The 12,109-nt window shown below is 64.2% G+C and carries 15 protein-coding genes; 7 read left to right on the top strand and 8 right to left on the bottom strand.

What is annotated here, in order from left to right; translation table 11 throughout:
* Positions 1-3 precede the first annotated feature (3 nt).
* On the bottom strand, positions 4-243 hold the full coding sequence (locus AC5ZG5_RS09645) for a BrnA antitoxin family protein (protein ID WP_130226917.1): 240 nt from the start codon (positions 241-243) through the stop codon (positions 4-6).
* A 2-nt stretch (positions 244-245) separates the two neighbouring features.
* Positions 246-1,223: a cysteine synthase A gene (gene cysK / locus AC5ZG5_RS09640; RefSeq protein ID WP_130226918.1), complete on the bottom strand. Its 978-nt coding sequence runs from the start codon at positions 1,221-1,223 to the stop codon at positions 246-248.
* Between the two features lie 231 nt (positions 1,224-1,454).
* On the opposite strand from cysK, the gene AC5ZG5_RS09635 reads away from it, so the two are divergent.
* Positions 1,455-1,670 carry a hypothetical protein gene (locus AC5ZG5_RS09635; protein WP_028165546.1) on the top strand — a complete coding sequence of 72 codons (216 nt, stop codon included), beginning with the start codon at positions 1,455-1,457 and terminating at the stop codon, positions 1,668-1,670.
* A 3-nt stretch (positions 1,671-1,673) separates the two neighbouring features.
* Here the strand turns inward: AC5ZG5_RS09635 and tgt are convergent, their stop codons facing one another.
* A complete protein-coding gene (gene tgt, locus AC5ZG5_RS09630) occupies positions 1,674-2,807 on the bottom strand; it encodes a tRNA guanosine(34) transglycosylase Tgt (RefSeq protein ID WP_130226919.1) in 1,134 nt (377 codons plus the stop codon).
* Positions 2,808-3,114: 307 nt separating this feature from the next.
* Between tgt and AC5ZG5_RS09625 the strand changes: the two genes are divergently transcribed.
* The 4 genes from AC5ZG5_RS09625 (at position 3,115) to AC5ZG5_RS09610 (ending at position 6,228) form a co-directional block, all read left to right on the top strand.
* On the top strand, positions 3,115-4,152 hold the full coding sequence (locus AC5ZG5_RS09625; RefSeq protein ID WP_456644328.1) for an aspartate-semialdehyde dehydrogenase: 1,038 nt from the start codon (positions 3,115-3,117) through the stop codon (positions 4,150-4,152).
* Positions 4,153-4,252: 100 nt separating this feature from the next.
* The gene (locus AC5ZG5_RS09620) at positions 4,253-4,966 is read left to right on the top strand and encodes a TetR/AcrR family transcriptional regulator (RefSeq protein ID WP_456644397.1); all 714 of its coding nucleotides are present in this window, start codon (positions 4,253-4,255) and stop codon (positions 4,964-4,966) included.
* Between the two features lie 308 nt (positions 4,967-5,274).
* Positions 5,275-5,553 carry a hypothetical protein gene (locus AC5ZG5_RS09615; RefSeq protein ID WP_456644329.1) on the top strand — a complete coding sequence of 93 codons (279 nt, stop codon included), beginning with the start codon at positions 5,275-5,277 and terminating at the stop codon, positions 5,551-5,553.
* Positions 5,554-5,604: 51 nt separating this feature from the next.
* The gene (locus AC5ZG5_RS09610) at positions 5,605-6,228 is read left to right on the top strand and encodes a PepSY domain-containing protein (protein ID WP_456644330.1); all 624 of its coding nucleotides are present in this window, start codon (positions 5,605-5,607) and stop codon (positions 6,226-6,228) included.
* Positions 6,229-6,414: 186 nt separating this feature from the next.
* Here AC5ZG5_RS09610 and queA read toward each other — a convergent pair whose 3' ends face one another.
* The 5 genes from queA to coaD form a co-directional block, all read right to left on the bottom strand.
* Complete coding sequence (gene queA, locus AC5ZG5_RS09605; protein WP_456644331.1) at positions 6,415-7,506, bottom strand: tRNA preQ1(34) S-adenosylmethionine ribosyltransferase-isomerase QueA; 1,092 nt, start codon at positions 7,504-7,506, stop codon at positions 6,415-6,417.
* Between the two features lie 106 nt (positions 7,507-7,612).
* Positions 7,613-8,080: a peptidylprolyl isomerase gene (locus tag AC5ZG5_RS09600; RefSeq protein WP_130226924.1), complete on the bottom strand. Its 468-nt coding sequence runs from the start codon at positions 8,078-8,080 to the stop codon at positions 7,613-7,615.
* Positions 8,056-8,490 (bottom strand): UCP034077 family protein, encoded by a 435-nt coding sequence (locus AC5ZG5_RS09595; RefSeq protein ID WP_130226925.1) that lies wholly within the window; start codon positions 8,488-8,490, stop codon positions 8,056-8,058. Before AC5ZG5_RS09595 ends, AC5ZG5_RS09600 begins: the two co-directional genes overlap by 25 nt.
* 9 nt (positions 8,491-8,499) lie before the next feature.
* The gene (locus AC5ZG5_RS09590) at positions 8,500-9,063 is read right to left on the bottom strand and encodes a peptidylprolyl isomerase (protein ID WP_456644332.1); all 564 of its coding nucleotides are present in this window, start codon (positions 9,061-9,063) and stop codon (positions 8,500-8,502) included.
* 38 nt (positions 9,064-9,101) lie between these two features.
* Positions 9,102-9,599, bottom strand: a complete 498-nt coding sequence (coaD, locus tag AC5ZG5_RS09585) for a pantetheine-phosphate adenylyltransferase (protein ID WP_130226926.1) — start codon at positions 9,597-9,599, stop codon at positions 9,102-9,104.
* Positions 9,600-9,814: 215 nt separating this feature from the next.
* Between coaD and AC5ZG5_RS09580 the strand changes: the two genes are divergently transcribed.
* Positions 9,815-10,075, top strand: coding sequence for a hypothetical protein (locus AC5ZG5_RS09580; protein WP_456644333.1), 261 nt, complete (start codon positions 9,815-9,817; stop codon positions 10,073-10,075).
* A gap of 119 nt (positions 10,076-10,194) precedes the next feature.
* Positions 10,195-12,105: a potassium transporter Kup gene (locus tag AC5ZG5_RS09575; protein WP_456644334.1), complete on the top strand. Its 1,911-nt coding sequence runs from the start codon at positions 10,195-10,197 to the stop codon at positions 12,103-12,105.
* The last annotated feature ends 4 nt before the right edge of the window (positions 12,106-12,109 follow it).

Raw genomic sequence — 12,109 nt, 5'->3', positions numbered from 1 at the left:
GAGCTACTTCCCCGCCGCCTTGCGCAGCGCCTCGTTGATGCGGTCCTGCCAGCCCGGGCCGCCCTCCTGGAACCACTCCAGCACGTCCTGGTCGATGCGCAGCGTAACTTGCTCGCGCACGCCGGGAGCGGCATTCTTCTTGGGCGGCGCTTCGGCCACCTTCGCGGTGGCGCGCTTGAACGCCGCTTCCGCCTCGCTGCGGGCGTCGTTCAGCGTGCGCGGTCGCCTCGGTTGATCGGCCATTGCTAAATCCCCTCAAACAGCGCCGTCGACAGATAGCGCTCGGCGAACGACGGCACCACGGCCAGAATGGTCTTTCCCGCAGCTTCCGGCCGCTTGCCGATCTCAAGCGCCGCGGCGATTGCCGCCCCGGAAGATATGCCGCCGGGAATGCCCTCGTTGCGCGCCAGCGCGCGCGACATCTCGATCGCGGTGGTGCTGTTGACCTTGACGATCTCGTCGATCACGGAGCGATCGAGGATGTCAGGAATGAAACCGGCGCCGATGCCCTGGATCTTGTGCGGCGAATGCTGGCCGCCTGACAGCACCGGGCTTTCTTCGGGCTCGACAGCGACGATGCGCAGCGAGGGCTTGCGCGGCTTCAGGACCTGCCCGACGCCGGTGATGGTCCCGCCGGTGCCGACTCCCGCAACGAAGTAGTCGATGTTCCCGCCGGTATCGTTCCAGATCTCCTCGGCGGTGGTGCGGCGATGGATCTCCGGATTGGCGAGGTTCTTGAACTGCTGCGGCATCACCGCATTCGGCGTCGTGCGCACCAGCTCTTCGGCGGCCGCGATCGAGCCTTTCATGCCCTGCGCTGCCGGCGTCAGCACGAGCTCGGCGCCAAGAAACGCCAGCATCTTGCGGCGCTCGATCGACATCGATTCCGGCATCACCAATTTCAGCCGATAGCCGCGCGAGGCCGCGACGAACGCCAGCGCGATGCCTGTATTGCCCGAGGTCGGCTCGATCAGCACGGTGTCGGCATTGATGATGCCGGCCTTCTCCATCGCGATGATCATCGCCGCGCCGATGCGATCCTTCACGCTCGCCGCCGGATTGAAATATTCCAGCTTGGCGAGGATCGTCGCGTGCGCGCCATGCGCCTGCGGCAACCGGCGCAGGCGGACGATCGGCGTGTTGCCGATCGCGTCCACAATGGAGTCATAGACCAGCCCTCGTCCCGGCCGTTGCACTGCACGCGTAGTTGAAGGCGCATCCATCACGGGGCTCCTTTGCAAAATGTGCCGCGAAAATCGCGGTTCTCGTTAGTTAGGAACAGGGCCCACCGCAGCGCAAGAAGGGAAACGATCGATTAACAAATCGCTGCATCGCAACAGCGAAATGTTTCTAAATAGCGATAAACCAACGCATTTGTGTTGCGACAACGTCAAATAAATCGGTGTATAAGTTACCTCCAAGTTAAGCTCCCCACAGATCGCCAGGAGGTCACGATGACAGCAATCGCTGAAATCCCGTCGACCATTGCGGTGCGTCCGAATCCGCGCGGCTGCGATCTGCCGACCTGCCCGGTGTGCGCAGACACCATGATAGCTGCGGAAGCGTCTGCCTATCTGTACGACAGCATCATCAGCTATCTCTGGACCTGCGACACCTGCGGTTACGGTTTCGTGACCAAGCACGCGGTCAAGCGCTTCGTCTGCAACTAAGCCCTATCTGGCGGCGATGTCACCGCGCGCCCAATCGGCGCGCGTTTGGTTTTGGAAGTCCTCAAAACTTCCGCCCGCGATCGCGGCGCGTATGTCCTGCATGAGCTGCTGGTAATAGGCGATGTTGATTTCCGATAGCAGCATCGCACCGAGCGTCTCACCCGATTTCACGAGGTGATGCAGATAGGCGCGCGAATAGCTGCGCGCGGAAGGCCACGCGCTCTCTTCGTCCAGCGGACGCGGATCGTCGGCGTGTCGTGCGTTGCGCAGGTTCACCGGCCCGAACCGGGTGAACGCCACGCCATGACGTCCGTTCCGCGTCGGCATCACGCAGTCGAACATGTCGATGCCGCGCGCCACCGCTTCGAGGATGTCCTCGGGCGTGCCGACGCCCATCAGATAGCGCGGACGATCCGCTGACAGCGCCGGCGCAGTCTCCTCGATCATCGCCAGCATAACGGCCTGCGGCTCGCCGACCGCGAGGCCGCCGATCGCGTAACCGTGAAAACCGATCTCGACCAGCGCCTCGGCGCTTTGCCGGCGCAGCTCGGGGAGATCGCCGCCCTGCACGATGCCGAACAGCATGTAGCCGGCGGGTGCAGTCTCGAAGGCGCGCTTGCTGCGCTCGGCCCAGCGCAGCGACAGCCGCATCGCGCGCTCGATATCGTCGCGCTCCGCCGGCAACCGCACGCATTCATCCATCTGCATCGCGATGTCGGAGCCAAGCAATCGCTGCACCTCGATCGAGCGCTCCGGCGACAGCTCGACCTTGGCGCCATCGATATGCGAGCGGAAGGTCACCGCGTTCTCGCTGACCTTGCGCAGCTCCGACAGCGACATCACCTGGAAGCCGCCGGAGTCCGTCAGCATCGGCCCGTTCCAGCCGGTGAACGTCTGCAGCCCGCCGAGGGCTGCGATGCGCTCGGCGCCGGGCCGCAGCATCAGATGATAGGTGTTGCCGAGCACGATGTCGGCGCCGGCGTCGCGCACCTCGCGCCAGTGCATGCCCTTCATCGCGCCGGCCGTGCCGACCGGCATGAATGCCGGCGTGCGCACCACGCCATGCGGCGTGGTCAGCCGGCCAGTACGGGCATTGCCGTCAGTTGCGAGCAATTCGAAATGATTGGGAAGGCTCATGCGGCCGCTTATGGCGCGCCAGCGTGGCTCGTTCAACCGCGCCGACGTCGTTTTTCTGCCCCAAAGCCGTTGACGGCGCAAAAACTCTCCCGCATAAGTTCCAACACCATGATGACCGCGACCAAACGCACCACCACGACCAAAAAGCTCTCCGGGGCCTTGGGAGGCGTGCGCGTGTAGTCGGACCGACCGCATCATCTCAAACCGAAGCCCCGCCTGATGAAGGTCCGGGGCTTTTTTTATCGCCCTACAGCATGATCCGGAAAAGTGGGCACCGGTTTTTCCGAAAAGATCACGCTTAAACAAGATGGAGACTTCCGTGAAGAACGATCCCGTAGTTGCCATTGCCGGCGTGACCGGCGCCGTCGGTGCCGAGTTCATCGCCACCATGGACCGGCGCGGCTTCCCCGTGCGCAAGCTGAAGCCGCTGGCGAGCAGCCGTTCGGCGGGCAAGACCATCGACTTCCGCGGCCAAAAGGTCGTCATCGAGGAGCTCAACGAGCGCTCTTTCGAGGGCGTCGACATCGCCCTGTTCTCGGCCGGCAGCGGCGTCTCGAAGAAGTTCGCACCGCTTGCGGTGAAGGCCGGCGCCGTTGTCGTCGACAATTCCTCCGCCTTCCGCATGGACCCGAACGTGCCGCTGGTGATCCCGGAGATCAACGCGTCCCGCATCCGCGAGCACAATGGCATCATCGCCGTCCCGAACTGCGCCGCGATCACCGCGCTCGTGCCGCTGTGGCCGATCCATCAGAAGAACCGGATCAAGCGCGTGATCATCTCGACCTATCAAGCCGCGAGCGGCGCCGGCGCCGCAGCCATGGAGGAGCTGGTGGAATCGACCCGCGCCAATCTGAACGGACAGATCTATACGCCGAAGGTGATGCCGCATCCTTATGCCTTCAACCTGTTCAACCACAACACCGCCGTCGATCCCGAGACCGGCTACAACGACGAGGAAACCAAGGTCATCAAGGAGACCCGCAAGATCTTCGAGGACGACCGCATCGCAGTCGGCGTCACCTGCGTCCGCGTGCCGGTGCTGCGCGCGCATTGCGAGGCCATCACCTTCGAATGCGAGAAGCCGATCAGCGAGGACCAGGTGCGCGCGCTTCTTGCGGCCGCGCCAGGCGTGCGGATCGTGGACGATCGCGCCGGGAATTACTTCCCGATGCCGATCGATGCCTCCGGCCAGGACGACGTACTGGTCGGCCGCATCCGCAAGGATCTGAGCGACCCGAGCGGCCATTCGATCTCGATCTTCGTGGCGGCCGACCAGCTCCTGAAGGGCGCAGCGCTGAACGCGGTCCAGATCGCGGAGCTGTTGCCCGAGCGCGCGCTGGCGTGAGACCGGCGTCGCCGGCAGATTGGCGATGACGGCTGCACGGAGGCGCGATATAGAGCTGAGGTACAGTAGCGCAGACAGGACGGAACCACTGACGAGGTTAATGGCACGGGCGGCACGGCAGAGCGTTGCGAAATCTCGCGGCGGCCGCCCGACAAAAAGCGCCGCCATCCAGCGCGACCTGCGGCTGATCGAGGTTGCCACCCGGCTTTTTCTGGAGCGCGGCTTCGAGGCGACGTCGATCGACGCCGTCGCTGAAACGGCGCGGGTCAGCAAGCCCACCGTCTACGCCCGCTATCGCGACAAGCGCGGCCTGTTCGAGGCCGTGCTGCGGCGCGAGATTGCGCGCTGGCTCTCTCCGCTCTCGACAGCGGCGGAAATGCAGTGCAGCGATGTTTCCGGCGTTTCCGTCGAGCAAGTTCTCCTCGATCTCGCGCGGCAGATGCTCGATTTGATCAGCGGGCCTGAGCCGGGGGCTCTGGGCCGCATTGTGGCGGCGCAGGCAACCAATTTTCCCGAGCTCGCAAGGCTCGCCGAGGAAGAAGGCTACCTGAAAGCCGTTTCGACGATGACCCGTCTGTTTGATCGCCTGGTCGCCGAGCGAGCGGTCCAAATTGAGGACACGACGATCGCCGCCGAAGTCTACCTCAACATCACCGTCGGCCACACCTTCCGGCAAGCGACCAACGGCATTCCAATTGACCGGAAGGCTGAGGAAAAACGCTTGCGGGCTTCCTTGCGCCTCTTGATGACCGGCATCGGCGGACCTGGCGGTCGGCCGCAGAAATCCGGCGCACGCACCCGCCCGCCCCGCTGACATCTCGATAAGCCATGCCTGACGCCGCGGGCAGCCCCGCGATTTGCGTGGCTCCCCGGCACCCGAGAGCTGTTGACGATAACTAAACGATACCGTACGGTTTCGTTAAGTGAGCCGACGATGTCCGCCGCACCGGACTCGCCCAGTGCTCACGCCGTCGCAGACTTCGATCGGCGCAACCTGTGTCTTCCTGGCCCCCAAGCCGGCTTGCGCTGCTCGGACGGCCGACCCGGACACGGGTCGGCCGTGTCCTTTCGGCGCACGAACGCGACGCGCGATAGTCGTCCGGACCAGCAAGGATCCTCTCATTGGCCCCCGCCCTGTTGCAAAGAAGCGTCCAGCTCATGGCCGTCGGTCTTGCGATCACGGCGCTGTCATGCGCATCGCGAGCCGATGCAGAAGATCGGGGAACGCCGGAACAGCGCGAGGCCTGCACGCCCGATGTCTTTCGATTCTGCTCCGGTTCCATCCCGAACACCGAAGAGATTGTTTCGTGCCTTCACGCAAATAAGCGGCGGTTGAGCGAAAAATGCCGCGATGTGATCTCGGTTCGGAACTCAAAAATGCCGGATCGAAGTCCCAAATGATGGGAGACGCATGGCTGCGAAACAGATGCTTCGCGCCACGGAGGAGGATCGATGGTGAATCCGCGCACGCTCGCCACGAGCACAGAGTCCAGAACGACACGGCACCTGCTCGTGATCGGTCTGCTGACGCTGCTCGCATCCGCGCCCTCCTTCACTGTCGCCGCACCTTCTGCTCCTGAGGCTTCCTCCGGCCAGGAGCAGGCAACGGAGTCTGACGACAAGGCGGTCGCCCATCAAATTGAGCTGTTCCGGACCGCCCAGGTGTCGCTCAGCCGGGCCATCGAGATCGCCGAGCGGGCGCACGCCGGCGCGAGGACCTCCGATGTCAGCTTCGATGGGGGATCAGGTGCGCCGGTGTACCGGGTCAGGACGTTTCATGACGGCCAGCTCTGGGAACATGCCATCGATGCTGCCACCGGCGAGATCTCGACGGATCGGCTGGTGTCGTCCCTGAAAGAACTCAATGCCGAGGACCGCACCAACATCGCTTCGCTGTCGGGTGTTGACCAGCAGTTATCGGATGCGGTGCGCGTGGCGGAACGGGCCGCCTCGGGCAAGGCGATCAGCGGAGGTCTGACACGCGAACGCGGCAAGCTGAGCTTCGTGGTCATCATCGTCAGCGGACTGGATCTGAAACAGGTGATCCTCGAACCGCCCCGCCGCAAGAGCCGTTGACGCTCATTCCCTTCTCCCCTTTGTGGGAGAAGGTGGCGCGAAGCGCCGGATGAGGGGTTGTCTCCACGGGCGACCGTGCCCGCGGAGACAACCCCTCACCCGAATGAGTCTAATGGGAAGCAGCGGAGCAGCCCTCTCCCACAAGGGGCGAGGGCACATCAACTGGCAGCGCGAGCGCGCAGCACCCTACAGAAACTCGCGTCCCTCGTGCGCCCGAAACAGCAGGCAGGCGTCGCCGTACGAATAGAAGCGATAGCCCGCTGCGATCGCATGTGCATAGGCCCGCTTCATCGTCTCGAGGCCGGAGAAGGCCGACACCAGCATGAACAGGGTCGAGCGTGGCAGATGGAAATTGGTCAGCAGGATATCGACTGCGCGAAAGCGGTGGCCGGGCGTGATGAAGATCGCGGTGTCGCCGGTGAATGGCTGGATCGTGCCATCCTCCCTCGCAGCGCTTTCGAGCAGTCGCAATGAGGTCGTGCCGACCGCGATGATGCGCCCGCCTTTGGCGCGCGCCGCGTTCAGCGCTGCGGCGGTCTCTGCGGAGACGCAGCCCCATTCGGAATGCATCCTGTGCTCGGAGGTGTCGTCCACCTTCACCGGCAGGAATGTCCCTGCCCCGACATGCAGGGTCAGCCTGACAATATCGACGCCGTGGCCACGTAGTGCAGCTTCCAGCGCCGGCGTGAAATGCAGGCCCGCGGTCGGGGCTGCGACCGCGCCCTCATTGGCCGCGAACATGGTCTGGTAGTCGGCGGCGTCCTGATCGTCTGGCGTGCGCTTCGAGGCGATGTAAGGCGGCAGCGGCGGGCTACCGAGATCGGCGATGGCCTGGTCGAGCGCGGGCCCGTGGAAGGAGAATGACAGCGTCACCTCGCCTTCCTGCCCCTTGGCTTCGACCTGCGCATCGAGATGTCCAAGCAGGCAGACCCTGCCCTCATTGCCGAAGCGGACAGTGTCGCCTTCCGCCAATTTCTTCGCCGGCTTCACCAGCGCCTGCCAGCGCGAACCGTCGAGCCGCTTGATCAGCGTCGCCTCGATCTTCGGTTCGGTCTCGCGGCCGATGCGGCGGCCCTTCAATTGCGCCGCGATCACCTTGGTGTCGTTGACCACGAGCTGGTCGCCCGGCTCGAGCCATTGCGGCAGCTCGGCCACGGTGCGGTCGCGCAGCACGCCGTCCCCCTGCACCACCAGCATCCGCGCGGCGTCGCGCGGACTCGCGGGCCGCAGCGCGATCCGTTCAGGCGGGAGGTCGAAGTCAAAGAGGTCGGTGCGCATTTTCTAGCCGTCATTGCCGGGCTTGACCCGGCAATCCATCTCTTAGGAAAAACTCTTTTGAAGAGCGATGGATACCCGGGTCAAGCCCGGGTATGACGATTGAGTGTCAGGCTGTCGCGTCGGCAGCCATCCTTGCCTTGACGATCTTGTCCGGGTTCTGCACCGGCTCGCCGCGCTTGATCTTGTCGACGTTCTCCATGCCCTCGGTGACCTTGCCCCAGACCGTGTACTGGCCGTTGAGGAAGGCGGCGTCGTCGAAGCAGATGAAGAACTGGCTGTCGCCGGAATCCGGGTTGGCGGCGCGCGCCATCGAGGCGGTGCCGCGGACATGCGGCTCCTTGTTGAACTCGGCCTTCAGCTTCTTTCCGGAGCCGCCCGTGCCGGTGCCATGGGGGCAACCGGTCTGGGCCATGAAGCCCTCGATCACGCGGTGGAACACGATGCCGTCGTAAAAGCCCTCGCGCACCAATTCCTTGATGCGGGCGACGTGGTTCGGCGCGAGATCAGGGCGCATCTCGATGGTGACGGGACCCTGGGTGGTCTCGAGGATCAAAGTATTTTCGGTAACAGCCATGCTCGCCTCTCTTTGGCTTCGGGTTGACGTTTGCGGGTTCGGAAAGGGATCGCCATCGGCCGGCCGGCAACCGCGCCGCCCAGTGCATCGGTAAATGGCAACGGCGTGCAACGTTCCAAGGCCTGCATCACGGCGATGCGGTATTGCAACCGGTCATTCTCGCTGGCCTCCGCCGTCTCATAGGTGATCCTGGGACGGCCGAGGATCGCGCCCTGGCGGGTGAAGCTGACGATCACGGTGATGTCGATCGGGTTGGCCTGCGACAGCGGCGGCGGCTTGAAGCAACTGTGCAGCTTTATGAAAAGGTCCTTCAGCGTATCAAGCTTCTCGGGCGCCGGCTGCGCCCGCGCCGTGCAGGCAAGCAGCATCAGCGGCGCTGCAAACCAGAGAAATGGTTTGCCGCGCAGCATCGGCAAGCCTCACTTGACGTCGGATGCGACTTGCACCTTCACCATCTTGTCGGGATCGGTTACCGCACCGCTCGGGGAGCCTGCGGGGGCCTTCTTCAACTTGTCGACCACGTCCATGCCGGACACCACTTCGCCGATTACGGTGTATTGGTTGTTCAGGCTCGGGCCGTCCGCGAACATGATGAAGAACTGCGAGTTGGCGCTGTCGACGCTGTCACCCCGCCGAGCCATGCCGACGATGCCGCGCTTGAACGGCACGTTCGAGAATTCCTGCTTCAGGTTCGGGTATTTCGAGCCGCCGGTGCCGTCGAATTTCTGGCCGTCGCCGGTCTGCGCCATGAAGCCGTCGATCACGCGGTGGAACGGCACGTTGTTGTAATAGCCCTCGCGCGCGAGCTGCTTGATGCGCTCGGCATGCTGCGGCGCGATGTCCGTCCTGAGCTTGACGACAATGCGGCCCTTGTTGGTGTCGATCACGATCGCATTGGCCTTGTCCAGATTGGCCGGCAAGGGCTGCGCGACCGCGGGAGCCACACAGAGGAGCGCGGCGAGAACGGCGAGGATTCGGATCATGAAAACTCCGGAACGGATGTCTGAGAAGAGCGCGAGAACTAGCTGGCGAATTTGGCCTTGAGGCGGGCGGCAACGGCTTTGGGCACGAAATTGGAGACATCGCCGCCCATGCCGGCGATCTGGCGCACCAGGGTCGCCGTAATCGGCCGGACGGCCGGCGAGGCCGGCAGGAAAACGGTATGCACCTCGGGCGCCATGGCTTCGTTCATGCCGGCCATCTGCATCTCGTAGTCCAGGTCGGTGCCGTCCCGCAGGCCCCGGATCAGAATCGTAGCACCGGCGCGTTGCGCCGCGGTGACGACCAGGTCATCGAATGTGATGCAATCGAAGCCGCAGCCGGCTTTGGCGGCGACGGGGCCGAATACCTCCTGCAGCATCACCAGGCGCTCCTCGACCGAAAACAGCGGCTTCTTCCCCGGATGGACGCCGATGGCGACGATCAGGCGGTCGCAGAGGACGACGGCGTGCTTGACCACGTCGAGATGGCCGTTGGTGACCGGGTCAAAGGAGCCGGGATAAAGCGCGGTGCGAGGCATATCCCCCTCTAGCCTGCCCGGGGCTGGCCGGCAAGCCAGCCGGGTTCCCAGGCGGCCCTGAACCCCAATGTTTCATCCATCTGGCGCGGACGAAACAAAATCCCGAGGCAACGAAATCATTTTCGCCCCCGGCGAAGACAGCGGGAAACGGGCGGCCTCTATCACTCGCGCCAACGAAACGACGGGCCACCAAGGCCCACTGACAGGGAACCGTCATGATCAAGGCACTTTCCGCCGTCGCCGTTGCCGCCTTCATTGCCGCCGCTCTCACCGTTCTTCCAGGCTTTGCACCCCAGGTCGAAGCCAGCGTGCCCCGCGCCCTTGCCAAGGCTGACCGGCTGGACATCCGCCCCGCCGCCAAGGACACCTGCGCGCAGCAGAATTGGCCGAATTTTGATGCCTCCTGCCTCCGCAAGGCCGGCGGCAATGCCGCGGTCCGCGAAGCCCGCCTCGTCACCGCCGATCGCACCCCGTAACCCCGGCCTCCTCCTCCGTAGGAACATAGTGGTAATTTGCGACGTCTCGTCGCAGACTGCCGTTTGGTCGCGCCCTTGAGGATGATCCGGTCGGCGCGGTGCAATCGGGGGTCTCGCTGATGTCAAGCACGCCCGCCATCGCCTCAGGCCATCCGCCGAGCCCCCTTCCTCTTGCAACAACCATCGGCGCCCTTGGCGTCGTTTATGGCGATATCGGGACCAGTCCCCTTTATGCATTGAAGGAGGCTGCCAGGGCGGCCGCCCATGGCGGCACGATCGCGCCGAACGCCGTCCTGGGCGTGGTATCGCTGATCCTTTGGGCGCTGATCCTGATCATTTCGATCAAATACGCGCTCCTGATCCTGCGTGCAGACAACCGCGGCGAAGGCGGGATCGTGGCGATATTGGCGCTGTTGCACGCTCGCCATGCCCAGCCGGGCACCTGGCGTGCGCAGCTTCTGGTCGTCGGCCTCATCGGCGCCGCCCTGCTCTATGGCGACGGCGCAATCACCCCGGCGATCTCGGTCTTGAGCGCGATCGAGGGATTAAAGGTGGACGCGCCATCGCTGGCGCCGGCGGTGGTGCCGATCACCATCGTGATTCTGGTTGGCCTGTTTGCGATGCAGAAGCAGGGCACCGGCTTCATCGGCCGGATTTTCGGACCGGTCATGCTCGGCTGGTTCTTTGTTCTCGCGGCGCTCGGCATCCACGGCATCGTCCAGGCGCCGGCGGTGCTCGCCGCACTCAGCCCGTTCTATGCCTTCAATTTCCTCATCCACCAGAATTTCCACATCAGCTTCGCCATCCTCGGCGCAGCCTTTCTCGCGGTCACGGGCGGTGAGGCGATGTACGCCGACATGGGGCACTTTGGGCGGTTTCCGATCCGGCTCGCCTGGTTTGCCGTCTGCCTGCCCGCGCTGGTGCTCAATTATTTCGGGCAGGCCGCGCTGTTGATCACCGATCCGGGCGCGCTGGACCATCCGTTCTTCCAGCTCTCGCCCGACTGGCTGCACTACCCGCTGGTCGCCTTCTCCGCGATCGCCACCGTGATCGCCTCCCAGGCGATCATCTCGGGCGTGTTCTCGCTGACCCAGCAATCGATCCAGCTCGGCTTCCTGCCGCGGATGCACATCCTGCACACCACCAGCGACGCGATCGGCCAGATCTATGTGCCGCTGGTGAACTGGCTGCTCGCCGCCGCGACGCTTGGCGCGGTACTGGGCTTTGGCACTTCGGACGCCCTCGCCGGCGCCTATGGCATCGCGGTGTCCTTGTTGATGGCGATCACCACGCTGCTGGCGGCGCTGGTTGCGATCCAGTGGGGCTACTCGCCGCTGATCGTGCTCGCCGTCAACGGTTTCTTCCTTGTCATCGACCTCATCTTCTTCGCGGCCAACTCGACCAAGCTGCACGAAGGCGGCTGGTTTCCGCTGCTGCTTGCAGGCTTGATCGCGTTCCTGATGCTCACCTGGCGCGGCGGTGTAAAACTGGTCGAGCGCGCCCGCGCAAGACTGCGCCAGCCGGAAGAGGATTTGATCGAGACCGCGATCACCAAGTGCCGCGCCAGGCTGCCGGGCACTGCCGTGTTCCTCGCAGCCGCGCCGAGCGGCGTGCCGCTCGCACTGACGCAATTCGTCAAGCACAACCACGTCCTGCACGAACGCGTTCTTTTGGTCACCGTGCAGATCGAGGAATCCCCGCGCATTTCCGAGGACGACCGCGCCGAGATCATCGACATCATCCCGGGCATCACGCGGGTGATCCTGCACTACGGCTTCATGCAATACCCGACCATCTATGAGGGCCTGCAACTCGCCTGCCGGCAGGGCAAGCTGCCCGGCATCGATCTTTCCGACGTCACCTACTATATCGGCCGCGAGACCATCATCCCGCGCGAGGACGTTCCGGGCATGTGGGTTTGGCGGGAATCAATCTTCGCATTCCTGCAACGCAACGCCGAACGCACCGCGGCGTTCTTCGGCGTGCCGACCGGACAGGTGGTGGAATTCGGGACGGAAATCGAGATCTGACCAC

The organism is Bradyrhizobium sp. Ses1, assembly GCF_059512365.1.
The sequence above is the reverse complement of the archived record's forward strand: the minus strand, read 5'-3'. Positions and strand labels throughout refer to the sequence as shown.